The sequence below is a fragment of the Aeromonas sp. 75A genome (genome assembly GCF_051919425.1).
Taxonomy (GTDB): Bacteria; Pseudomonadota; Gammaproteobacteria; order Enterobacterales; family Aeromonadaceae; genus Aeromonas; species Aeromonas veronii.
This window is the reverse complement of the sequence record NZ_JBQBES010000002.1, coordinates 1,547,862-1,569,837: the sequence shown is the minus strand read 5'-3', so window position 1 is coordinate 1,569,837 and position 21,976 is coordinate 1,547,862. Positions and strand designations below refer to the sequence as shown.

Sequence of the window (21,976 nt, the reverse complement as noted above, 5' to 3'; positions counted from 1 at the left end):
TGCGAACAAACCTGTAGAAAATGAAAAGGCCCCGCAGTGGCGGGGCCGCTTTATATGGCAGGGTCAGCCGTGGCGTGGTTACAGCCCCAGCTGGTGGGCGGTGACGATGGCCGCCAGCACATCCTCGGCGGTGACTTTGAACGGCATATTGTGGATGGTCTCGCCCTCGGCGGTGGAGGCTTTGGCCACCTCCATCAGGCGCGCCATGTCCAGCTCCTTGACCCCCATCATATGCAGGTTGGTCGGCAGACCCACCGAGCGGCAGAAACCCAGCACTGTCTCGATCTCCGCCATCGGGGCGTTTTCCAGCACCAGCTGCACCAGGGTACCGAACGCCACTTTCTCACCGTGGTAGAGGTGGTGACACTCGGCCAGCTGGGTCAGGCCGTTGTGGATGGCGTGAGCGGCGGCCAGTCCGCTGCTCTCGAAGCCGATACCGCTCAGGTAGGTGTTGGCCTCGATGATGTTCTCCACCGCCTTGGTGCAGAGCCCCTGCTCTACCGCCAGCTTGGCCTTATAACCATCGGCCAGCAGGGTCTTGTAGCAGAGCTCGGCGATGGCCTGCGCCGCCAGAGTCGAAGCGCCACCGGCCATAGTCTGGCAACCGGAGACCTTGTTGGCGCGCGCCTCGAAGTAGGTGGATAGCGCATCCCCCATGCCGGAGACCAACAGCCGCACCGGAGCGCGGGAGACCACACCGGTATCCATGATGACCATGTTGGGGTTGGTCGGGATCATCAGGTATTCGCTGAACTGCCCCTCCGGGGTGTAGATGACCGCCAGCGCGCTGGTGGGGGCATCGGTGGAGGCGATGGTCGGCACTATGACCACCGGCACTTTCTGGTAGAAGGCGACCGACTTGGCGGTATCCAGCGTCTTGCCGCCGCCGATGCCGATAATGACGTCAAACGGCGTCTGGTTGCAGCGGGCCAGCAGGCGGTCGATCTCGGGGCGGGAGCACTCGCCATTGAAGCAGTCGAACTCTGGCTTGATACCGGCGCCGTGGAAGCTGGTGGCCACGGTATCGCCCACCAGCTTGGTGACGAAGGCGTCGGCCAGAATCAGTGGCTTGGCGCCGAGCGCTTTGACGTAGTTGCCGATATTGGCGAGGGCCCCGTTGCCTTGCACGTATTTGCTGGGGCTGATGATGATGCGGTCCATATTCTATCCCTCTCTCTTTATGAATTAAGAATCGGGGCGAAGGGGCGGCTGTGCCGGGGACTCCTTCGTCTTGAATGAAGCTGCACAGGCTCAGCGAGCGAGTGCAGCCCCTTGAAACAATGGTGTGCGGCGTCAGTCGCCAAAGCGCTCGTCGGCCAGCTGCTGGAAGCAGGCCAAGGCGGCGCTGGCATCCTCGCCGCGCGCCAGCAGGATGAGCTGGTCGCCCTGCCGCACGTTGAGCATGGCGAGCCGGGTCAGGCTGCGGGGATTGGCCTCTTTATCCCCCTTTTGCAGCTTGAGTTCAGCGGCAAAGGGCTTGAGGGCAGCCACCAGTCGGGCGGCGGGGCGCACATGCAGGCCGTGGGGGTTATCCACCACCACCTCGCAGCGCAGCCAGCCGTCGTCGGCAGCGGGGGCCGTCTCGGTGGCGGCCAGCGCTGGGCTGGCAGGCAGCATCGCCTGTTTCGGGCCCAGCGCGCCGAGCGCCTCGGCGGCCACCTCGTCCAGCGTCAGGCCGGAACCGGCCGCCACCACGGCGGCCAGAGTACCCTCGACCAGCGGGGCGGGGCAGAGCCGTACCCGGGCGCTCAGCTCCGGGGGCAGCAGTTCTAGAGCGGTCTCGGCGCTCAAGAGGGCGCTGCCCAAGTCCATCAGCACCAGCACGCCGCTGCCGTCGTCCGCCTCTTCAATCGCACTCAGCACCGCGATGGCGTCGGTGCCGATGGGGTGGTCGGGGTCATCGACCCCGGCCGCCAGCAGCAATCGGGCCGGGCTACCCAGCTGGTCGGCCAGCGCTTTCAAGCCGGCCGCCAGCATGGCGCTGTGAGAGACAACTACGATTCCGATCATGTCACAACCTCGCTCTGTCACGCAGGGCGGTCAGCAGCAGCAGGGTCGAGGTGGCCCCGGCATCCTGATGGCCGATACTGCGCTCGCCAAGATAGCTGGCGCGCCCCTTGCGGGCCTGCATCTGGATGGTCGCCTCGGTACCGGCTGCGGCGGCTGCAACCGCCTTGTCCAGTGCTTCATTGAGGGGCAGCTCTTGCTGCTGCGCCTGTTGCAGGGCCGCCAGTGCCGGCCACCAAGCATCGCACATGGTCTTGTCGCCCGGCTCGGCGCGGCCGCGGGAGACGATCCCCTCCACCCCGTCGCTCAGCATTTTGCACAGCTGGCTGAGGCTCAGGCTCTGGCAGGCGTCACTGCTGGCTGCCGCCCGGATAAAGAAGGTGCCGTAGAGCGGGCCGCTGGCGCCGCCGACCGAGGAGAGCAATGTCATGCCGGTGGTTTTCAGCACCTGACCGATATCCTTGTCCGCTACCGCCGGCAGCTTCTCGGCCACCTTGGCGAAGCCGCGCTGCATGTTGAGGCCGTGGTCGCCATCGCCGATGTCGGTATCCAGCGCGGTGAGGTAGTCGCGCTGCTCGGTGAAGATATGTTCGCAGTCGAGCAGCCAGTTGACGATGTGATGCTTGCTTAACATGGGTTCTCCTTAGCAGCCGCGACGCAGGGCGGGGGTGTGAACGGGGGCATCCCACAGGGTCATCAGCTCATCATCCACCTTGAGCAATGTGATGGAGATACCGGTCATGTCGAGGGAGGTGCAGTAGGGGCCAATCAGGTTGCGCACCAGATGGATGCCCGCCTCCTCGCACAGGGTGGCGAGGCGACCATAGACGCCATAGAGCTCGGAGATGGGGGTGCCACCCAGGCTGTTGACCAGCGCGATGACCCGATCGCCCTTGTTGAGCGGTTCGATAAAGGTGTGCTCCTCCTGCCAGCTGCCGCTGGTGCGATCCCAGTGGCGCAAGGTGCGGCCATAGGGGGTGTTGTCAGCAAGCTCGCTGAACATGTCGTCCACCAGAGTATTGAGGTCGGTGAAGGGGCGTCGCTCGATGCCTGGCTCGCCGTGGATACCGACGCCGAACTCCATCTCGTTGTCCGCCAGGGTGAAGGAGGGCTTGCCTGCGGCAGGCACGGTACAGGCATGCATGGCCACGCCTATGGTGCGGCTCTGGTTGTTGATGCGACGGGCCAGCGCCTCGCAACGCGCCAGATCGTAGCCCGCTTCGGCGGCGGCACCGACCAGCTTCTCGCACAGCACGGTCGTGGCAACGCCACGGCGACCGGCGGTGTAGAGGCTGTCTTTGACCGCCACGTCGTCATCGATCAGGGCGAAGCCCACTTTTACACCATCGCCGTGCAGCAGCTCGACCGCGGTCTCGAAGTTGAGTACGTCGCCGGTGTAGTTCTTCACCAGAAACAGCACGCCCGCGCCGCCATCAACGGCCTGACCGCACTCGTACATCTGATCCGGCGTCGGGGAGGTAAAGATCTCGCCGGGGCAGGCGCCATCCAGCATCCCTTTGCCTACCAGACCGCCGTGCATCGGCTCGTGGCCGCTGCCACCGCCGGAGACCAGCGCCACCTTGCCCATCACGGGGGCGTCGGCGCGGGTGATGTAGTGGGGTTCGATACGTACCTTGAGCTCGGGGTGGGCGGCTGCCATCCCCATCAGTTGTTCACGGACCACGGCATCGACGGCATTGATCAGTTTCTTCATGGCTCACTCCTTGGCTTGCCACCGCTCGGGTGGGCAAATGGTTGATGGAGCCAGTCTAACGACAGAAAAAGGGATAAAAATGACGGATGATTTGGTTCGGATTTGAAACAGCAGAAGGGGGATAGATGTTTCAATCTGAAACAGTGCAGGGCAAACGGGTGGGAAACTGTTAGCTGACTCACAGCCATGAAAAAGGGCCCCGCAGGGCCCTTGGCTATAACCGGAATATGCGGACGGGTTAGATGGCCCAGCCACCGGCGTAGAAGATCACCAGCGCCAGGGCGATGATGACGGTGCCGACGTTGAGCTTCTTCCACTCGGCAGCGAAGATGCGGCCAACGACCAGCGCCACGAAGCCCAGCATGATGCCGGTCACGATGTTGCAGGTGAGCACGATAAAGACGGCACACAGCATGCCGGAGAGCGCATCGACCGAGTCGCTGAAGTCCAGCTTGGTGACGTTGCCCAGCATCAGCAGACCGACGTACATCAAGGCCGGTGCGGTGGCGTAAGCCGGTACCAGATAGCTCAGCGGGGAGAGGAAGATCATCAGCAGGAACAGTACGCCGACCAGCGTGGCGGTCAGACCGGTCTTGCCACCTGCTGCGGTGCCTGCGGCGGATTCGATGTAGACGGCAGCCGGAGCACCACCAACGGCGCCTGCCACCATGCTGCTGACGGAGTCGGCAGTCAGGGCCTTGCCACCGCTGATGATGTGGCCACGTTCGTTGATGAGACCCGCCTGTCCGGCCACGGCACGGATGGTGCCGGTGGCGTCAAACACGGCGGTCATCACCAGCGCCAGTACGGTCGGAATGACCACCGGATTGAGGGCGCCCAGCAGATCCATGCTGCCTACCAGCGAGCCTTTCTCGCCAGTCAGGCTCGGCATGGCGAAGAAGCCCTGCCAAGTCACTTTCGGGTCGAAGATAAGGCCGAGGATGGAGATGGCGATGATCACCATCAGGATGCCGCCCGGCACCTTGCGACGCTCCAGACCGAAGATGGCGGCCAGACCCAGCACCGTCATGATGACCGGGAAGGCGGTCACTTCACCCAGCTGAACCGGCAGACCGGCCCCTTCGTTCTTGATCACCATGCCAACGCCATTGGTGGCGATCAGCAGCAGAAACAGACCGATACCGATGCCGGTGCCGTGGGCGATGCCGGAGGGGAGGTTATCCAGGATCCACTGGCGCACGCCGGTGACGCTGATCAAGGTAAACAGCACCCCCATCAGGAAGATGGCGCCCAGGGCAACCGGAATGCTCAGTCCCTGACCCAGTACCAGACTGAACGCGGTAAAGGCGGTGAGGGAGATGGCGCAACCGATGGCCATCGGCAGCTTGGCCCACAGACCCATCAGCAGGGAGCCGAAGGCGGCGATCAAACAGGTGGCGACAAATACCGGGCCCTGCTCAAAGCCGGCAGCACCCAGCATGTTCGGCACCACTATGATGCTGTAGACCATCGCCAGGAAGGTGGTCAGCCCCGCGACCAGCTCCTGACGCACGCTGCTGCCGCGCGCAGAAATGGAAAAATAAGAGTCCAGAAAGCCGCCTGTCCCTGTTTGGGCGGCCATATCTTGCTTTGCCATAACTAATCCTGAAAGTGTGAAGGAAATCGTTTGCGTTGGTGGCGCGCAAAATAGCAAGAATTCGCGGCAAATACAGCGGATAACCTGACTTTTTCGTCACTATTTTACATTTTGAGTCCATTCGGAGCTCATTCTAAGACTCAAGCGGTGAGAGCGTGTAAGGGAGGTATCAAGCGGTCGGGGGAGGGGAGATCTGTGAGGAAAAAGCGGGGAAAAACAAAAAACCCGCCTAAGCGGGTTTTTTTAAATTCTTGCAGAGCTGTCAGCAGTTGGCATGAGCCATCAGCAGCATGCTCCGGCTTGAATTACAGACCAACTACGTTGGCAGCAGCCGGGCCTTTCTGGCCTTGCTCGATGGTGAACTCAACGCGCTGACCTTCGTCCAGGGTTTTGAAGCTGGTGGACTGGATAGCGGAGAAGTGTACGAACACGTCTTTGCTGCCGTCAGCCGGGGAGATGAAACCAAAACCTTTCTCAGCGTTGAAGAACTTAACGGTACCAGTCATTTTGTTAGACATAATAATTTCCTTAAATAGTGTTGAATGCCACCTAAATGGCAATTTTTGATTTTTCGTCAGCAATACGTATGGGGAGCACTAAAGAAGGAGAATTATTTGATAAGAATTATCCGAGGATAACGCTTATGCTAATCACTGCTTTACTAAAATGACTGCCTAACATAATCAGGTCTGAACTGCCGAACCATCGAGAAAGATTAAAACACGCTCTCATTTTTAAAGCAAACTTTATCTCGATATTAATGTTTTGTAACAGCCAAAAATATCATTTTTTATAGTAAACATGATGCATTTCAACGGCATAGAAAAATCAGTGCGGACTCATATCACCCTGTGGCAAGTCAGATTCGGCTTTTTTGTCCTGACTATGTAGCCAGTTCTGGCAAAAAATATGAGAAAAAATGAAAAGGTGGCGAGAGACGTGGATTGTCAGTTGGCGTTTTCTCTAACTCACAATGTAAATCACTTCTTTGCTGCTGCGATTAGCTTCTGGGCTGCAAATCAATGGCAGCGCCAAATCTGGCGCATCGAGCATCGTCCAGACATGCAAACGCCCGCTGGCACCAAGTGCCAGCGGGCGTTTTGCAAGAAGGGATCAGCGCTTGCTGCGAAACTTGTTGCTGACCGAATCAATCCAGCTGAAGGTTTCCGGCAGTACCTGGTTCTTGGCACGCTCTTTGGCTTTCTCGCGAGCCAGCTTGGAGGCAGCCTTGGCTGCTTCGGCGCGGTCCGCCACAATTTTCAGGCGACCCTCTTCGCGGATCTTGTTCCGCTCTCCGTTGGTCAGCTGGTGGTCTGCATTGGCTTGTGCCTTTTGCAATAACAAGGCTATCTCGGCTTTTTCGGCCTCGGTCAGATCTTTCATTTCCAGCTTTTTCACGGCGCGCTCCTGCGGCAGGGTGGTTAGACACCCTAACACAGTTGTGCCGATCACTTCTTATGCAATCGGCTTTCCGGCAGTAAAAATGCGGGTTTGTGCCAACTTTCCGTTATTTCGCTGCCACTTTCCCGCCTGTTTGCCACATTTCAATTTATGGCGAGCGGTGAGGACAGCTCTTGCTCCTCCGGCTCGACGTGGATCAGCACGATGGCGTGGGGCAACTGCGCCATGATGGCGTGTTCGATGCGATCACAGATATCGTGGGCTTCGCCGATGCTCATCTCCGGGGGCAGGGTGAGATGGAAGTCGATATGGCGACGACGACCGGCACGACGGCTGCGCAGATCGTGAAAACCGCTGGCGGCAGGGCAGCATTCGGTGATGATGCGGCTGGTCATCGCCAGCTCTTCCGGGCTCATGCTCTGGTCGATCAGCGGCTGGAAGGCCTCGTTGAGCATGCTGATCGCCTCTCTGACAATAAAGATGGCGACCGCAATGGCGACCAGCGGGTCGAGGATGGCGAGGGAGTAGCCGAACAGACCGGCCAGCCAGATCCCGCCAAGACCGACGGCGACCCCGGCGGAGGTGAGCACATCCGCCTTGAGATGAAGCGCATCGGCCGCCAGGGCGACCGACTCTTCCTCTCGGGCCACCTTGTAGAGGTAGGCCGAGACACCGCTGTTGACCAGCGCCGAGATCACCATCACCAGCACGCCCCAGCCAATGCTTTCAATCGGGCTGGGGGTGATCAGCTTGTCGACGACTTCGAAGATGATCCAGCCCGCGGCCAGCAAGATAAGCAGTGCTTCGATGACGCCGGAGACATTTTCAATCTTGTCGTGACCATAGGGGTGGCGTTCATCAGGCGGGAGATCGGACTTTTTCACCGCGAACAGGGCGATCAGGGCCGCCACCAGATCCATGGCGGAGTGGATCGCCTCCGAGATGATACTGACCGAGCCGCTGGCGAACCCGGCCACCATTTTCATGATGATCAGACTGATATTGGAGCAGACCGACACCATGGCGGCTCTGGTTTTTCTGTTCATGTCACAGCTTCCTGAATAAAAACGGATATTTCGGTGCGGCGCGCATTATATCCGGCTGACCGGAAATAACCTATTCGGTGTTGTAACCTGATGTTTCCGATGGTATTGCGAATGCTTATTAAAATGGTGACCTCTTGCGTGGCAATAAATAATGAGAGGGATTTATATTTATCCGTGAAAATATCCAGGTAACGATGGCTTAATATAAGCGTGACAACATTTAATAATGCGAATTACTCTTTTTTGGTCTTTCCTGTCGAGGTCGTTTGGCCTCCCCGCTCAAGGGGCTGCGCGCGACATTTTTTGGACGAGAATGAGGCTGGATCCGGATGCCGCTGGAGGGTATGCTGGGTCTGGTGATGGTCTTGCACCATCCCACCAAGCGTACTGAAGTTGATGATTCGGATGGCATGCTGGCTCCCGCTGGGAACCAACTGTCTGGGTAACATTTTTGGAGTTTGATGATGAGTAACAAAGAACATCACAACGGCAAAGATGCCAAGAAAAAACCGCAGATGTCACTGAAAGAGAAACGCGAAGCCAAACGTCAGAAAGCAGAACTGAAAAACGGCAGCGCAATGAAGTAACGCTCCCCTACTGCTGTTCCTTCGGAGCCAGTACAAAGCCAGCCCTTACCGGCTGGCTTTTATGTTTGTGGCTCACGGTGTGGCGCCGTAAGCCGCGAAAATCTGGTGATAACGACCATCCTGACGCATCGCCTCAAGGCGCTTATCAAACAGATTTCGGGCATCGGCCGTTCGGAAGGCAAAGTGATAGACGGTGGGCGGGAAGAGGTCTGCTTGCCTGACCTGATTGCGCTCGTAGTGCTCGCCTGCCTGGGCGGTGGCGATCAGCTGGTCGAGGTAGTAGTAGAACACCCGCTCCTCCAGTACGACTGCATCCACCCTGCCGCGCATCAGTTGGTGCACCTGCACCTGCTGCTTGGCTACCTCCTCATAGTGGGGATTCTGGTTGGCCATGGTGGCGAACGCGCCCCCCAGAATGATCGTTGCCCGTTGAAAGGCTGTGACCCGTTTTGAATGCAGGTCGTCCAGAGTATTGATGTGGGTGCTGCGCAGGGTGAAGATCCGGTTATGGAAGGTGATAACGGGCTGGGTCAGAACGTGAGGATCAACCATACCGGGTCTGACGTTGATGATGGCATCCAGCTTTCCTGACTCGAACAGGCGGAAGGTACGCTCCAGCGGCAGAAATTCAAAGCTGGGCTCATAGTCGCTGCTGGCGAACGCCGCTTTCAACAGATCCAGCTCAATGCCGCGATTCTCGCCTTCGATGACATAAGGGGGGATGGCAAAGCTGACCCCGACCTTGAGTGGCTTTGCCTGCAACTGGCCGGAGAGCATGCTGGTCAGCATTAGCAATAAAGGGGTGAGCAGTTTCATTGCACTTTTCACAAAGCGCTCCTGTGGAGAATATCCATCACTGTAGGGGAGGCAGTCATAAAACGTCTCATCCCTTTCGAGGCTGAGTGCATAAAAAAAGACCCTGAGTTATCAGGGCCTTTTCAATATTCTGTTCTTAGAACGGAAGGGCAGGAACATTTCAGTGTAAATGCCGCTGTGTGTGTGAGTTGATTGAGTGCAAGGCAAGTATCCACAGCTTCTATCCACCTTGTTATCTCACCCATATGCCTATAAATCGCATTAAACCTATCATTAACGCTGTTCGTGTCAACATCTGATGCTTATACGATAAAAAAGTTTACACAACTCTTCGAACGTCTTCCTCTGATTACTGAGGTCATACTACACCAGTTCTGATGTCTAGGGGCTGTGATGCTGAAAATCGAAGGTGGTTTTTGGCTTCATTGTTCGCCTCCCTATGGGGCGTTTCCTGAAAAAGGGTAACGGGTCTGATGTTGCCATCCTGAACGGTAACTACCCCGCCTTCAACTGCTTGTCACCCTATATCTTTGTCTGCTACCAGGAGCTGGTCGAAGACACCGAGCTGAACCGAATAGCAGGTGACGTATGAGATAACGTCATCGGCTAGCGGAATGACCTATGACTGTATGGGCTGGAAAGTCACAGACTGGTGCCAGGGTTACAGCTCAAATAAGCCCCTACCGCATAACTGCCGCTGTAATCACCCCACTACATGGCTTCACCATCAGGCATACCTCCAGAATAAAGTCATGGCCTACGGGATTGGTACACACGATCGGAGCAATGTCGCCCCTGAGGTAAGACAGTGATAGTTCAAACAATAGTCAAGTGAAAAAAAGAGCCCAGCCATTAGTTCTAAGGAAGGTGCGAATAAGTCACCAAACATAAAAATGCGCCTTTGTAAGTATTTGAATTTAATGAACTAATTTTTTCAGTTTCATTGTGGAGGGTGCTTATTCGCACCCTCCCTTGACCATTACCGCCGAGCTTTCCAAGAATGGCCGCCCTCACTTGATCCCACTCACTGATAGCGCCTTGCGGGTGTTGAGAGAGCAGCAAGCGGCAACGGGGGATAGTCCCTTTATCTTTGCCCACGCCACCAAGCCGAGCGAACCAATGCCGATGGCTTCACTTAGCCAAGCGATTGATCGTTACCGCAAACGCGCCGAGATGGCGCACTTTATCCCCCGTGATTTCCGCCGAACCTGTAAAACTCTGATGGGCGAGCTGGGCATAGCCAAAGATCTGCGCGACCGCCTACAGAATCACGCCCTGAATGACGTATCCAGCAAGCACTATGACCGCTATGAATACCTGCCAGAGAAGCGGCGAGCCTTGGAGCTATGGGAGCGGCGGTTGTTGGATCTGGCAGCGGATACTGTGATTTCCGTTAACTTCTGGGGACGTGGGTTATCCTTCCTGAATACAAAGGCATTGCTTTAGCGACGATGAATAGTAATGTGAGCCCTAATGGTGTTACTCAATAAAGAGTGACAATAGCTCTTTGCAATAACAGCGTGCTAACTTAGCTCACAAAATCGTCAGCAATGCACTTGGAGTACTTAAAAAAATGCTCAAGCTCATTTCTCAACTATTCACCGAAGCAAAAACAGTAAGAAAGGCAGTGGACATATTGTCACGTACTCTAGGGGTTAACCCATCATTGGTATCACGTATGATGGGGGATCTTGGGCCTGAGTGTGGTAACGAACTAGGGCTGATGATTGCAAAAACGGAGGGGAGTGCAACTGATCCTTTCCGCTTCATCTATGAATGTGGCGCACTAATATTTTTCTTCCATTGGTGTTTGTATAAGAGTGCTGGTGACATCAATTGGATGCACCAACATCTAGCAAAACAGGGATTCTTGATTGATCAGATCAGTACAGATACGCATGCGTTAAGTATCGCACAGTCACTACTAGGTGGTATTGAATTACGGGGGTACGACCTGCGCAGATTCAACCAAAACCTCTCTGTCTTTATGGCCGAATATGAAAAGTATCTTGACAGTGATGGCACAAGGGAACCGCCAAAGCTAGTTTTACATTAGTGTAGGGATTGTATGGATTTCTATAGAAAGGCTTCCTTCATAGCGATCATTGTTGTGTTGCTGATCTTGGTGGCAGGTTGAATTGGGGCATGCAGTCGTGGCAAGCCCTCCGATGCCATATCGGCTCTTGAAGCTGGCTGAGGGTCATGGGTAATCAGGTTGCCCGAGATAATGAAGTACAAGGTGATGTCTACGCCAGCAGTCGTCATCGATGACAAGGTAGTACATGCCGGTGGGATACCTGCCAGAGAGGCGGTGCAAAGCTGGTTCTGATACACGCAGGGGCAGGTTATCCCGCCCCTGCTACTAAATTACCTCAGCAACAGCAGAGAGGCTTTGGTCGTTTTCAGTATCCCCGCTGTCGTGCTTCCCACAATGAACTGCCTGATCCGTGAGTGACCGTAAGCCCCCATCACTATAAGGTTGCAACCCACCTCTACCGCATGCTGGCAAACCACTGGCACCACATACCCTTGCAGCAGTATTGCTTCAACCCTGATACCAGCTCAAGACCTATTTGGCTTGTGCATGCGGGCGTTTGGGCTCGTCACTTGCTGACCATCACCCAGTCACATTCCAGCCCCTTGAGTTTCGGGCGGCATAGTGCATGGAAGCCCAACAGTACCACCACAATGGAATTCTTATGGGTGTGCATGGCGTTTTCGATAATTATCGTTCTGTCAGGTATAACTAAGGAAAGTGCGAACAAGTATCCCACGAACAAAAAATGAAAATTTTAGTCATTTAATATCAATGGGTTACCATTAAATGCTCTCGTGCCATATGACTTATTCGCACCTTCCCTAGAGAAGCCGGGCGATTCATGCTGCATGAACCGAATCTCTATCTGAGCAGGTCAAAAAATAGGGTATGTCCTGATTTAAGGCATCCAGCGTTCCCCAAACACTCTTCAATAGGTTTATTACTAATTTGTAATTTTTGTGACAGCTTCATGTAATGACTCAGAGTTTATAGTTAGTCACGTAACTTGAGTCATAATTAAATGAGGTGGTTTATGAATATTAAAATTGGTGCATTAATGGCATGTACGCTGGTCGTCGGAAGCTTCTCCGCTTTTGCTCAGGCTCCGGTGCCTTATAACGTTCGTGCTGGGCACAACATTATATATATGGATTGGAGTGCCAACGCACTTAGTACCGACACTGTGAGTGTATCTACCCTGGATGACACTAAACTGGGTACTGTAATGGCTACTCCTGGGAAGACAAAGCAACTGCAACTCCCCATGGGCAAAAGTATCAACACAGTCAAAGTCAGCTACAACGGTGATGTCCATGTGATTGCACTTCAGCATGGAATGGGTAGTGGGCGAAACAGATAAAGCAAATAAAATCATGCGCTTAACGTAAGTTTGGCGCATTTCTTTCTACGCATTGAGAAAAATGACAGTATTGTAATTGTACATTGATTTCTATAATGAGCATCATCACACATCACAGCTGTGATGAAATGGAGGCGCTTATGAATGATGTTCATAGTAAAAATGGATTTAATCCTTCTATCTCAAGAAGAAAGTTTGTTCAAGGGATTGCTGCTGGCGGAGTTGTGGCATCGATTCCTATGTCAATTAACGCTAAAGAAGAACTGCCGCAAAAGGTTTACAGCTCAGTTTTAAGTGGAACAGTAATCGATCTGGTAGTTGAAGAAGTTGTTGTCAACTTTACTGGAAGTACAAGAATTGCCACGGTTGTCAATCGCTCCATACCTGCACCGACATTACGCTTAAAGGAAGGCGATGAGGTTACTCTTCGTGTTACCAATAAGCTCAGTGAGCCTACCTCTATTCATTGGCATGGTATAATACTCCCATTTGAAATGGATGGCGTACCTGGTATTAGTTTCAATGGTATTAAACCAGGAGAGACATTCACATATAAATTCACGTTGGAACAGTCCGGTACATATTGGTATCACTCTCACTCTGGTTCTCAAGAACAGACGGGAATGTATGGCGCTTTAATTATAGAGCCAAAAGAAGGCGAGATTATATCAGCCGATAGAGATTATGTTGTTCTCTTGTCAGACTGGACAGATGAGCACCCGATGCGAATTTTATCAAAATTGAAATCGCAAAGTGATTACTATAATTTTAATCAGCCTACAGCTATCGACTTCATTAACGATGTCAGCAACAGTGGATTAAAAGTTGCCTTCACCAAACGCCAGATGTGGAATGAAATGAGAATGAATTCTACAGATTTGGCTGACTTATCCTCCGCAACTTTAACCTATCTAATGAATGGGACAACCCCTAATGGAAATTGGACTGGTGTCTTTAATAAAGGTGAGAAGATCAGACTTAGATTTATAAATGGTGCTGGAGGGTCTTTTTACGATGTCAGAATTCCAGGCATAAAAATGACGGTTGTACAAACCGATGGTGTTGATATTGAACCTATAGACGTAGATGAGTTTCGTTTCGGCCCTGGTGAAACTTACGATGTCATTGTTCAACCCATCGATAACGCCCATACGATTTTCGCACAGTCGATGGATCGTACTGGTTTTGCCCGAGGTACGTTGTCGACGGCGATTGGCCTTTCAGCTCCGATTCCTACTGTAGACAAACCTGAGCCTCTTTCAATGGAAGATATGATGGGCTCCATGGACGGAATGGATCACGGCTCCATGGCAGGTATGGATCATGGCTCAATGCCTGGTATGGCATCAGGTGCAATGCCAGCGATGGATCATAGCTCTATGGCAGGTATGGATCATGGCTCAATGCCTGGCATGGCATCGGGGGCAATGCCAGCGATGGATCATAGCTCTATGGCAGGTATGGATCATGGCTCAATGCCTGGCATGGCATCGGGGGCAATGCCAACGATGGATCATAGCTCCATGGCTGGTATGGATCATGGTTCTATGGCTGGTATGAGTAATGCTACACCGCCAAGCAAGGTTAGGCATGCCAGTACAGAGTTTGGGCCCAGTGTTGATGCGAGGGTAGATACACCAAGACGCAATCTGAATGACCCTGGTGTAGGGCTACGTAATAATGGGAGAAGAGTGCTTACGTTAGCAGACCTGAAAACTAAAGGTGGGCCCATAGATCCAAGACCAGCAGAACGCGAAATTGAACTTCATTTGACTGGAAATATGGAACGCTATACATGGTCGTTTGATGGCGTTGAGTTCGGTAAATCAACACCAATTCATTTTAATTATGGAGAAAGAGTTAGAATTACTCTCCACAATGACACCATGATGACCCATCCCATGCATTTACATGGTATGTGGAGTGAACTTGAGAATGAAGATGGCTCCTTTTTGGCAAGAAAGCACACAATACCTGTGCAGCCAGCACAACGAATTAGTTTTCTTGTGACCGCTGATGCCATTGGCCGTTGGGCTTGGCACTGTCATATTATGTTCCATATGGATGCTGGAATGTTCCGTGAAGTAGTGGTTTCTTGAGGAAATAAATAATGCTAATTCAAAGTATAGTAAAAAATGGAATATGGTTGATCAGCCTTGGGTTATTTGCTTCTCTTTCTTTTTCTGAGGAGTCAAAAGATGCTGTTAGCGGCTATCACCCTGATTTAACCGCATCTGAGGATAGCGAACAAAGAAGCCCTGATGAATATTCTGATGGACTCACACTTAGTTCAGGCCCAAGCCTTTTTGAAGGCAGAGAGCAGCTTTCCTTAGCAGATGAACATACCTTTTCTTCTCTGTTAATTGACAGGCTTGAATATTCAAATGGACGAGAGGAAAATTATGCTTCCTACAAAGCCCTTGCTTGGGTAGGGAAAGACTATCAAAAAATATGGTTTAAATCTGAAGGTGAATATAAAAATTCATTACAGGATACAGAAAACCAAGTTCTTTATGGGTATGCTACATCTGCATACTGGGACATCCTTTTTGGAGCAAGATATGATACATATCAATCTAGAAGCGATAAAGGATGGCTTGCCCTTGGCCTACAAGGATTAGCGCCATATTGGTTTGAGGTTGACTCCTCTTTATTTGTAGATCAGCATGGTCTAATGCTTTTAAGCCTAGAGGCGGAATATGACCTCTTACTTACTCAGAAATTGATACTACAGCCCCAAGCTGCAATGAATATTTACAGTAAAGATAATGATGATATGTCTGTTGGGCGAGGTATCTCAGACATCAGCACTGGCTTGCGGTTACGTTATGAAATAAGTAGGCAGTTTGCTCCTTACATAGGCGTTGAATGGAAAACTCTCGCTGGCAATACATACGATCTAGCAAAAGATCATGGGGAGAGTACATCTGATACGAGATTTATTGCAGGTGCCAGATTCTGGTTCTGATTACATAAGGAAGGTAATGTATGAAATTCAAAATGATTACTGCTGCTGTGATAGTAATTTCTACGGGTGTGATGGCTTCTGAGCAAGGTCATGACATGAACTCAATGAAGAATGGCATGAACCATGACATGAGTTCAATGAAGGGGAATCCAGCTCCTATGGGGCATGACATGGGGAGTATGGCTGGTTCCCCTGGTGTTGCCAAAGATGTGTCTAGAACCATTGACGTATCTATGGATGACACCATGCGGTTTACACCGAAAACGATATCGGTCAAACAAGGTGAAACAATCCGATTCTTTATAAAGAATAATGGAAAACTACCACATGAGTTCGTTCTCGGAACAACCTCAGAGCTCAAAGAGCATGCGGGAATGATGCAACAAATGCAAGGTATGCAGATGAAACATAGCATGCCAAACATGATTCTCTCTTGCACCCAGTCAGAAGAGTGCAGTGCTATGGAAATTTGATAAAGCAGGTACAGTATCATTTGCTTGTCTTGTACCTGGGCATATGGAGGCTGGAATGCTTGGTGAAGTGGTAGTGAAATAATCCACTTTTCAAACAAAAAAAGAGGGGGCTCCCCTCTTTTTTTGTTTGATTTTTTGTGTTTTTAGTTAAAAAGTTTTGCCAATATCACAGTTTGATGATCTGCTGACACAAAAAGATCTAAATACCAATTAATGCTCGGCAGTATAACTATACTTAATATTAAGTAAAAAATACCGCATCACTCAGATAGTGTGACTTATTGGGTGAGTGAGTACAGGACGTGGTGCTGAGAGAAAATGAGTTGTCTACAGCATCTAAGGAAGGTGCGAATAAGTCATATGGCACGAGAGCATTTACTGGTAACCCATTGATATTAAATGACTAAAATTTTCATTTTTTGTTCGTGGGATACTTGTTCGCACTTTCCCTAAAAGCTATTTGGCTGGGAATAATAAATAAAATGAAATATAATCACCACTTAATTTGTTCCATGCCTTCCCTCCATTAACTTCGGTTATCGATTTAACAATCGATAGACCCAGTCCGACACTATCGTTATTGCTAGATCTTGATAAATCTGCCCTATAAAATCGGTCAAACATTCTCAAAGAGTCATCGTAAGATATACCTTTGCATTTGTTCTTTATTTCAACAATAGAATTATTTCCTTCATCGTTTGATATCGAGATGCTAATGACAGAGTTACTCTCTGAGTATTTTATTGCGTTAGATATCAGATTGGATATCGAACGACGAAACATTATTTTGTCAGCAAATACAAGCTTATTAGTATTTGCAACGTTAAACGTAAGGCTTTTTTCTTCTGCTAAATACATAAAGAAATCTAAAATAGAAGAAAGTTCATTCTCTGAATCTAAAAATTCTTTATTTGCAGAAATCAAACCTTTGTCTGACCTGGCAATCCACAGCATATCGCTAACCATCTTTGCCAAACGCTCAAGCTCTTCCAGAATTGAATATAGGAACTCTTTATATTCGGAGATGCTCCTGTCTTGATTTAACCCAACTTGAGCCTGCATGATTATATTGGTTAATGGGGTTCTTAGTTCATGCGCTACATCATCTGAAAAATCAGATAACTTAACGAAACTATTGTTTAGTTTAGATAGCATGGTATTGAATGAGTCAACCAACTCCCTTAACTCTCTCGGATATTGGTTGGGTTCTAATGTTGAGTTCAACTGTTCAGCCTGAATAGTCGACATATGTTTGCTTAATATATAAATAGGTTTGTGGCCTTGCCTTATACCCAAGTATGTAGACAATATTATGATCGCCCAAACACCAAAGACTATGATTAATAGCTGCATCCTAAAGTCAGACAAAAAATGAGAGTGAATACTTGAGTCTAAATAGAACACAACTGAATAGGAGTTATCATTTTTTTTAAAATTAATGTTTTTACTGAGATATTTATGTGGAGCGGAAGTGTCAGTTTCAGATACATGAATTAGTGTATTGCTGAACTTTCTCAAATTAAAGCTGTCTCGTTTACTCCTATATATATTTTTACCATCTTTTAATATCTCGATATAAAAGTTAGAGTCAGGATTGATTGTATCCCAATTGATAATTCTTTGAACTGCATCTATGCGCTTTGAAAACTGCTCGATAATAATCGTTTTGTTATCTATCGTTTCATTATCAAGGTCTAAGAAATGATTTTTGATAGATGTCTCTACCAAAAATAACAAGGAAATCATACTGATCGTTATGGCGACAGAAACAAAAAGCATAGCACGTATAGTTATAGGCATGTTACTCTTCATCGCCAGCACCTTCTAATTTATATCCCATTCCTCGAATAGTATGAATTAATTTTATTTGATAATCATCATCAACCTTGGCTCTTAATCTTCTGATTGCAACATCTATTACATTTGTATCGCTGTCAAAATTCATATCCCATACCAAAGAGGCAATTAATGAGCGAGGTAATACTTCACCATGCCGCCGAGCTAATAACTCAAGTAATAGATATTCTTTAGGGGTGAGATGTAGTTTTTTACCCGACCGCTTAACTGTTCTTGATTTGATGTTTATAATCAAATCTGAAATTGATATAACCTCTTCAATATGATTGTCTTTGGATCGCCTAAGAAGGTTTTTTATTCTGGCTAGTAGTTCAGTGAATGCAAATGGTTTTGAAAGATAATCATCAGCTCCAGACTCTAGCCCCTTTACTCTATCTCCGACACCATCTTTTGCCGTCAGGAACATGACAGGTACTTGAATGTTTATATTTCTAATTTCCTCAAGAAGCTGCCATCCGTTAATCCCAGGTAACATAATATCTAGTATTATTAAGTCAAATTCATGGCTAAGTATATAAAAGCGACCATCAATTCCATTTGTGGCGAGAGTAACAATGTAGCCTGACTCAGTGAGTCCTTTCTTTAAATACTCACCTATCTTTGGCTCATCTTCAACAACTAAAATATTCATTATGTTCTCCAATATGCAGTATTAAGATAGTCAGTAGTCTATGCTACTACATACACTAAAAAATAAAAAAAATCCAGCTGCATCAAGAGTTTCAATGAAGGTTATATCGAAATTATAAAATATAGAATGATTATTTTTAATGTTTAAAAAACGGCCAGCATAAGCTGGCCGTTTTTTACATGTGGAAGATCTTAACGGTTACTACCGCTTCCCATACCATGCGGGAGAGAGACGTTATGAATGGTTCCTTTATAGTCCACGATAACTTCTGTAATATTTTTATCAGAAGGAAGTGTTAACTGCTTGGTCTTACCAGGGAGAGCCTTCACAACGCCCAGTTTCGTGCCATCGGGGGTGGATACGTCCACGGAGTCAGTAGGCAATGCAGATATTTTCCATTCTACATAGACTACTCCATGCCCTGCTCTAAGATCGAAAGGCATTGGGGCATTAGCGAAAGCCGCTGAACTACTAATCAACATGGTGAGCGCAGCTAAGATGGTCTTGATTTTCATTGGATTACCTCATTTCGTTGTTATTGCACGGTTATCGCTAATCACTATATACAATCAACATTACATGCTGCTGTCAGCAAGATTACATTACCGTAAGGATATAGATCTTTAAGAGGGCAAGTATGTATGATTCACCCTATTGGGGTATGAGAGATGATTTTACACCACCTGGTTTTCCATATTTTGAATATATCTTAAGGGGCATGGCATGATGAAATTTATTGCAATGTTGTTAGGGAAGGTGCTAACAAGTCACTTGGCACAAAAACACACCATTCTAAATTATTGATATTAAATGGCTAAACTTTTCCTGATTACCCATGATTAGCAGTCACCACGAGCTATACTGATCTTACGTACAGTTACTGAGGTACGAGATCATGGCCAAAAGCAAAGTCCAATTCCAGAAAGGCTACAGCCTGTTTGATTTTTTCAAGGACTATGGCACTGAAGCGCAGTGCGAAAACGCGCTGCTTGCTTGGCGTTTTCCGAACGGTTTCATCTGTCCTGAGTGCGCCAACAAGACCTGCTGTCGCCTGAAAAGTCGGCCACGCGTGCTGCAATGCAATCACTGCCGTCACCAGATGTCATTGACTGGAAACACGATTTTCGCAAACACCAAGCTCCCACTGACCAAGTGGTTTCTGGCAATGCACCTGTTGTCACAAACCAAAACAGGCTTGTCAGCGATGGAGCTAAAGCGCCAGTTGGGCGTCAAATATGACACCGCCTGGATGCTCAAGCACAAGCTGCTGCAAGCCATGAAAGAGTCCGATGACAAGCAGCCCATCAGCGGCATCATTCAGCTCGATGATGTCTACTGAGGTGGCGAGCGCCGTGGTGGCAAACGGGGTCGGGGCGCGGCAGGCAAGACGCCGTTTGTGGCAGCAGTGGCTCTGAACAAGGAAGGACATCCAATCAAGATGCGGATGACGGTGGTCGATGGTTTCAAAACCAAGTCCGTTGCTGATTGGGCAAAACGGCATATTGCCAGTGGTAGCGCGGTGATATCCGATGGATTGGCCTGTTTCAAAGCGGTCAAGGGAAAGTGCGAACAAGTATCCCAAGAACAAAAAATGAAAATTTTAGTCATTTAATATCAATGGGTTACCAGTAAATGCTCTCGTGCCATATGACTTATTCGCACCTTCCCTTAGTGACGTTTGATTAATCTTCTATAAACTATTTTGATTCATTTTATTGCTTATGTATACTTTATATGATTGATACAAAACAAGAACGAAAATAAATACAAAGAATACGATGCTAGTGCTTGTCACCCCAAATCCAAACCCACCATTTTTTTCAGATTGTGACAACAAATCGCCTATAGAAGCACCCAGCGGGCGAGTTAAAACATAAATAATCCAAAAGGTTAAAACGACGTTCGTTTTTAAAATCAAGTAGGCTGTATATATGATAAATATGAGTCCCCCAAACAAAAAGACTGAATTCATGTATCCTATATCCATACCCTCTGAGACCCAATCACCCGCAGCGGTTCCCAGCGCAAAAGTCACCAATATAGCACTCCAGTAAAACAACTCCCGCTTAGGTGTATCGATAGACCGTATTGATAAAGTCTTTTCCTGGGAGTGCCAGAGCCAAAATGTAGCAAGAAGAATAATTGTAAAAACGATTGTTGAAACTTCCAATGGAACGCCAACTTGATCTGTTAGGTTATCAGTGACCAAGGTGCCAAAGATACTAACAAGCACTACTGCTAACCAATACTTCCATGGGACATATTTATTAGAGTGAAGTTGCATCACCAAGGTAATGACTAAAATCCCCCCCATGATAATAGATGTAACTGTTAGCCCAAGCCTCATGTTAAATATCAAATAATCAGCTGCCGTTTCCCCAACGGTAGTGGACATCATTTTAATAATCCAGAAAGCCATTGTTACTTCTGGAACCTTATTAAATAAACCCTTTGCCGACACATTGATATTATTCATATGATTACCTATTTATCGTGCCTACTATAAATCACCACTATCTATTTTTACTAACTATAATTGGAGCAGGCATATGTAACATATGACTCTGCTCCAACGCTATAATTTCATGCACTTAGTTATCAGTATCTAAATCCAATGCTACAGTACTGTTTTGTTTGCTTCTTGTACTTGATATGAATACCAGCACAGCAATTGCTAATAGTAATGCAGCTGAGGCGGAATAGCGGCTAAGTTCCAACCCACCTTTGCTCAATGGCTTATCCAGGAAGTCTCCAACAACAGCGCCAAGGGGGCGTGTGATAATAAAGGCAGCCCAAAACAAGAATGTACGAGAGATCTTAGTCCATAAGTAGGCTGCGACTATGGCAAGCAACATGCCACCGAATACAACGGAACTCCCTGCATACCCGAATCCGGCATCATCGGCAGTCCAGTCACCCAAGGCTGTACCAAGGGTTTGTGAAAACATGATGGTGATCCAGTAGAACATTTCTGTTCTGGGTGACGAAATTACACTGGATGATATCTCTCCTTGCGCTCGATACCACACCCCAAAGGAACCAAGTAACAAAAGGAAGAGTATGGTCGAACCACCTGCATAACCAATTCCCAAAGAACGGTCTGCAAAGTCAGCCAACGTTGTACCCACCGTGGTGGTTGCGATGATCGTGACCCAATACAGCGTAGGGTTATAAGACTTAGCGGATATCTGAGCACTGACAGCAACAAAAAAAATGACTGCAAAAATTGCTGTACTCACCAGGTAGCCTAGATCCATCGACATCGATAACGCATCTCCGCCTGTCTCACCAAGCGTTGTTGCTAAAATTTTAATCATCCAAAAGGCCAGTGTGATTTCTGGCACCTTGCTTACGATGTTATCGGTGTTGCTATGCATAGTTCACCCTATCCTTTGGTTAGACGAATCGCCGTCCATGAAAGAGTGTCAGGGATTTATTAAGAAACACTTAAGCTGGATGGCGCCATGCGAAAAAATTTAAC

General features: G+C 49.2%; 24 protein-coding genes and 1 pseudogene. 10 read left to right on the top strand and 15 right to left on the bottom strand.

The window, feature by feature from the left end; translation table 11 throughout:
• Nucleotides 1–78: 78 nt before the first annotated feature.
• From ACTG2T_RS07180 to ACTG2T_RS07145, 8 genes are all read right to left on the bottom strand, one after another.
• The gene (locus tag ACTG2T_RS07180) at nt 79–1,161 is read right to left on the bottom strand and encodes a glycerol dehydrogenase (protein ID WP_278171458.1); all 1,083 of its coding nucleotides are present in this window, start codon (nt 1,159–1,161) and stop codon (nt 79–81) included.
• A 132-nt stretch (nt 1,162–1,293) separates the two neighbouring features.
• Complete coding sequence (dhaM, locus tag ACTG2T_RS07175; RefSeq protein WP_330125428.1) at nt 1,294–2,010, bottom strand: dihydroxyacetone kinase phosphoryl donor subunit DhaM; 717 nt, start codon at nt 2,008–2,010, stop codon at nt 1,294–1,296.
• A gap of 1 nt (nt 2,011) precedes the next feature.
• Entirely contained in the window at nt 2,012–2,641 is a 630-nt protein-coding gene (dhaL, locus tag ACTG2T_RS07170) for a dihydroxyacetone kinase subunit DhaL (RefSeq protein ID WP_021231630.1), read from the bottom strand.
• A gap of 9 nt (nt 2,642–2,650) precedes the next feature.
• Nucleotides 2,651–3,721 (bottom strand): dihydroxyacetone kinase subunit DhaK, encoded by a 1,071-nt coding sequence (gene dhaK, locus ACTG2T_RS07165; protein WP_139403476.1) that lies wholly within the window; start codon nt 3,719–3,721, stop codon nt 2,651–2,653.
• A gap of 238 nt (nt 3,722–3,959) precedes the next feature.
• On the bottom strand, nt 3,960–5,318 hold the full coding sequence (locus tag ACTG2T_RS07160) for an NCS2 family permease (RefSeq protein WP_206829893.1): 1,359 nt from the start codon (nt 5,316–5,318) through the stop codon (nt 3,960–3,962).
• A 305-nt stretch (nt 5,319–5,623) separates the two neighbouring features.
• On the bottom strand, nt 5,624–5,836 hold the full coding sequence (cspE, locus tag ACTG2T_RS07155; protein WP_005316548.1) for a transcription antiterminator/RNA stability regulator CspE: 213 nt from the start codon (nt 5,834–5,836) through the stop codon (nt 5,624–5,626).
• Between the two features lie 595 nt (nt 5,837–6,431).
• The gene (gene yjbD, locus ACTG2T_RS07150; protein ID WP_005340165.1) at nt 6,432–6,716 is read right to left on the bottom strand and encodes a DUF3811 domain-containing protein; all 285 of its coding nucleotides are present in this window, start codon (nt 6,714–6,716) and stop codon (nt 6,432–6,434) included.
• A 146-nt stretch (nt 6,717–6,862) separates the two neighbouring features.
• Nucleotides 6,863–7,765: a cation diffusion facilitator family transporter gene (locus ACTG2T_RS07145; protein WP_330125430.1), complete on the bottom strand. Its 903-nt coding sequence runs from the start codon at nt 7,763–7,765 to the stop codon at nt 6,863–6,865.
• Between the two features lie 461 nt (nt 7,766–8,226).
• Between ACTG2T_RS07145 and ACTG2T_RS07140 the strand changes: the two genes are divergently transcribed.
• Entirely contained in the window at nt 8,227–8,352 is a 126-nt protein-coding gene (locus ACTG2T_RS07140) for a hypothetical protein (protein ID WP_019445191.1), read from the top strand.
• Between the two features lie 72 nt (nt 8,353–8,424).
• On the opposite strand, the gene ACTG2T_RS07135 is transcribed toward ACTG2T_RS07140, so the two are convergent.
• Complete coding sequence (locus ACTG2T_RS07135; protein WP_330125433.1) at nt 8,425–9,168, bottom strand: substrate-binding periplasmic protein; 744 nt, start codon at nt 9,166–9,168, stop codon at nt 8,425–8,427.
• 972 nt (nt 9,169–10,140) lie between these two features.
• Here ACTG2T_RS07135 and ACTG2T_RS07130 point away from each other — a divergent pair.
• From ACTG2T_RS07130 to ACTG2T_RS07120, 3 genes are all read left to right on the top strand, one after another.
• Nucleotides 10,141–10,614 (top strand): site-specific integrase, encoded by a 474-nt coding sequence (locus ACTG2T_RS07130; protein WP_205422031.1) that lies wholly within the window; start codon nt 10,141–10,143, stop codon nt 10,612–10,614.
• A gap of 127 nt (nt 10,615–10,741) precedes the next feature.
• Nucleotides 10,742–11,224 (top strand): hypothetical protein, encoded by a 483-nt coding sequence (locus tag ACTG2T_RS07125; RefSeq protein WP_118854330.1) that lies wholly within the window; start codon nt 10,742–10,744, stop codon nt 11,222–11,224.
• A 171-nt stretch (nt 11,225–11,395) separates the two neighbouring features.
• On the top strand, nt 11,396–11,497 hold the full coding sequence (locus ACTG2T_RS07120) for a thioredoxin family protein (protein ID WP_234829615.1): 102 nt from the start codon (nt 11,396–11,398) through the stop codon (nt 11,495–11,497).
• 38 nt (nt 11,498–11,535) lie between these two features.
• Here ACTG2T_RS07120 and ACTG2T_RS07115 read toward each other — a convergent pair whose 3' ends face one another.
• Nucleotides 11,536–11,724 carry a universal stress protein gene (locus tag ACTG2T_RS07115; protein WP_118854329.1) on the bottom strand — a complete coding sequence of 63 codons (189 nt, stop codon included), beginning with the start codon at nt 11,722–11,724 and terminating at the stop codon, nt 11,536–11,538.
• A gap of 515 nt (nt 11,725–12,239) precedes the next feature.
• Between ACTG2T_RS07115 and ACTG2T_RS07110 the strand changes: the two genes are divergently transcribed.
• From ACTG2T_RS07110 to ACTG2T_RS07090, 5 genes are all read left to right on the top strand, one after another.
• Nucleotides 12,240–12,566 (top strand): hypothetical protein, encoded by a 327-nt coding sequence (locus tag ACTG2T_RS07110; RefSeq protein ID WP_017778717.1) that lies wholly within the window; start codon nt 12,240–12,242, stop codon nt 12,564–12,566.
• Nucleotides 12,567–12,661: 95 nt separating this feature from the next.
• Entirely contained in the window at nt 12,662–14,665 is a 2,004-nt protein-coding gene (locus tag ACTG2T_RS07105) for a copper resistance system multicopper oxidase (RefSeq protein ID WP_427210471.1), read from the top strand.
• Nucleotides 14,666–14,676: 11 nt separating this feature from the next.
• Entirely contained in the window at nt 14,677–15,534 is an 858-nt protein-coding gene (locus tag ACTG2T_RS07100; RefSeq protein ID WP_005303868.1) for a copper resistance protein B, read from the top strand.
• A 20-nt stretch (nt 15,535–15,554) separates the two neighbouring features.
• Nucleotides 15,555–16,007, top strand: a complete 453-nt coding sequence (locus ACTG2T_RS07095) for a cupredoxin domain-containing protein (protein ID WP_439973777.1) — start codon at nt 15,555–15,557, stop codon at nt 16,005–16,007.
• On the top strand, nt 15,991–16,089 hold the full coding sequence (locus ACTG2T_RS07090) for a plastocyanin/azurin family copper-binding protein (RefSeq protein WP_336584092.1): 99 nt from the start codon (nt 15,991–15,993) through the stop codon (nt 16,087–16,089). The genes ACTG2T_RS07095 and ACTG2T_RS07090 overlap by 17 nt, the downstream gene beginning before the upstream one ends.
• Before the next feature lie 374 nt (nt 16,090–16,463).
• Here ACTG2T_RS07090 and ACTG2T_RS07085 read toward each other — a convergent pair whose 3' ends face one another.
• From ACTG2T_RS07085 to ACTG2T_RS07075, 3 genes are all read right to left on the bottom strand, one after another.
• Nucleotides 16,464–17,819, bottom strand: coding sequence for a heavy metal sensor histidine kinase (locus tag ACTG2T_RS07085; RefSeq protein WP_118854327.1), 1,356 nt, complete (start codon nt 17,817–17,819; stop codon nt 16,464–16,466).
• On the bottom strand, nt 17,809–18,495 hold the full coding sequence (locus ACTG2T_RS07080; RefSeq protein WP_021140716.1) for a heavy metal response regulator transcription factor: 687 nt from the start codon (nt 18,493–18,495) through the stop codon (nt 17,809–17,811). Before ACTG2T_RS07080 ends, ACTG2T_RS07085 begins: the two co-directional genes overlap by 11 nt.
• A gap of 191 nt (nt 18,496–18,686) precedes the next feature.
• Entirely contained in the window at nt 18,687–19,010 is a 324-nt protein-coding gene (locus ACTG2T_RS07075; RefSeq protein ID WP_021140715.1) for a hypothetical protein, read from the bottom strand.
• A 380-nt stretch (nt 19,011–19,390) separates the two neighbouring features.
• On the opposite strand from ACTG2T_RS07075, the pseudogene ACTG2T_RS07070 reads away from it, so the two are divergent.
• A pseudogene (locus ACTG2T_RS07070) lies at nt 19,391–20,071 on the top strand (IS1595 family transposase); the annotation flags it as partial.
• A 114-nt stretch (nt 20,072–20,185) separates the two neighbouring features.
• Here the strand turns inward: ACTG2T_RS07070 and ACTG2T_RS07065 are convergent.
• Both ACTG2T_RS07065 and ACTG2T_RS07060 read right to left on the bottom strand, forming a co-directional pair.
• Complete coding sequence (locus ACTG2T_RS07065; protein WP_330125692.1) at nt 20,186–20,971, bottom strand: COG4705 family protein; 786 nt, start codon at nt 20,969–20,971, stop codon at nt 20,186–20,188.
• Nucleotides 20,972–21,086: 115 nt separating this feature from the next.
• Nucleotides 21,087–21,872 carry a COG4705 family protein gene (locus ACTG2T_RS07060; protein ID WP_113721948.1) on the bottom strand — a complete coding sequence of 262 codons (786 nt, stop codon included), beginning with the start codon at nt 21,870–21,872 and terminating at the stop codon, nt 21,087–21,089.
• Between the last annotated feature and the right edge of the window lie 104 nt (nt 21,873–21,976).

Excerpts from the sequence above, each read along its gene's own strand:
- ACTG2T_RS07145 (WP_330125430.1), bottom strand. The coding sequence starts at position 7,765 with ATGAACAGAAAAACCAGAGCCGCCATGGTGTCGGTCTGCTCCAATATC.
- ACTG2T_RS07085 (WP_118854327.1), bottom strand. The coding sequence starts at position 17,819 with ATGAAGAGTAACATGCCTATAACTATACGTGCTATGCTTTTTGTTTCT.
- ACTG2T_RS07180 (WP_278171458.1), bottom strand. The coding sequence starts at position 1,161 with ATGGACCGCATCATCATCAGCCCCAGCAAATACGTGCAAGGCAACGGG.
- ACTG2T_RS07140 (WP_019445191.1), top strand. The coding sequence starts at position 8,227 with ATGATGAGTAACAAAGAACATCACAACGGCAAAGATGCCAAGAAAAAA.
- dhaK (WP_139403476.1), bottom strand. The coding sequence starts at position 3,721 with ATGAAGAAACTGATCAATGCCGTCGATGCCGTGGTCCGTGAACAACTG.
- dhaL (WP_021231630.1), bottom strand. The coding sequence starts at position 2,641 with ATGTTAAGCAAGCATCACATCGTCAACTGGCTGCTCGACTGCGAACAT.
- ACTG2T_RS07075 (WP_021140715.1), bottom strand. The coding sequence starts at position 19,010 with ATGAAAATCAAGACCATCTTAGCTGCGCTCACCATGTTGATTAGTAGT.
- dhaM (WP_330125428.1), bottom strand. The coding sequence starts at position 2,010 with ATGATCGGAATCGTAGTTGTCTCTCACAGCGCCATGCTGGCGGCCGGC.
- ACTG2T_RS07105 (WP_427210471.1), top strand. The coding sequence starts at position 12,662 with ATGAGCATCATCACACATCACAGCTGTGATGAAATGGAGGCGCTTATG.
- ACTG2T_RS07110 (WP_017778717.1), top strand. The coding sequence starts at position 12,240 with ATGAATATTAAAATTGGTGCATTAATGGCATGTACGCTGGTCGTCGGA.
- cspE (WP_005316548.1), bottom strand. The coding sequence starts at position 5,836 with ATGTCTAACAAAATGACTGGTACCGTTAAGTTCTTCAACGCTGAGAAA.
- ACTG2T_RS07065 (WP_330125692.1), bottom strand. The coding sequence starts at position 20,971 with ATGAATAATATCAATGTGTCGGCAAAGGGTTTATTTAATAAGGTTCCA.
- ACTG2T_RS07160 (WP_206829893.1), bottom strand. The coding sequence starts at position 5,318 with ATGGCAAAGCAAGATATGGCCGCCCAAACAGGGACAGGCGGCTTTCTG.
- ACTG2T_RS07125 (WP_118854330.1), top strand. The coding sequence starts at position 10,742 with ATGCTCAAGCTCATTTCTCAACTATTCACCGAAGCAAAAACAGTAAGA.
- ACTG2T_RS07080 (WP_021140716.1), bottom strand. The coding sequence starts at position 18,495 with ATGAATATTTTAGTTGTTGAAGATGAGCCAAAGATAGGTGAGTATTTA.
- ACTG2T_RS07135 (WP_330125433.1), bottom strand. The coding sequence starts at position 9,168 with ATGAAACTGCTCACCCCTTTATTGCTAATGCTGACCAGCATGCTCTCC.
- ACTG2T_RS07095 (WP_439973777.1), top strand. The coding sequence starts at position 15,555 with ATGAAATTCAAAATGATTACTGCTGCTGTGATAGTAATTTCTACGGGT.
- ACTG2T_RS07060 (WP_113721948.1), bottom strand. The coding sequence starts at position 21,872 with ATGCATAGCAACACCGATAACATCGTAAGCAAGGTGCCAGAAATCACA.
- ACTG2T_RS07120 (WP_234829615.1), top strand. The coding sequence starts at position 11,396 with ATGAAGTACAAGGTGATGTCTACGCCAGCAGTCGTCATCGATGACAAG.
- ACTG2T_RS07100 (WP_005303868.1), top strand. The coding sequence starts at position 14,677 with ATGCTAATTCAAAGTATAGTAAAAAATGGAATATGGTTGATCAGCCTT.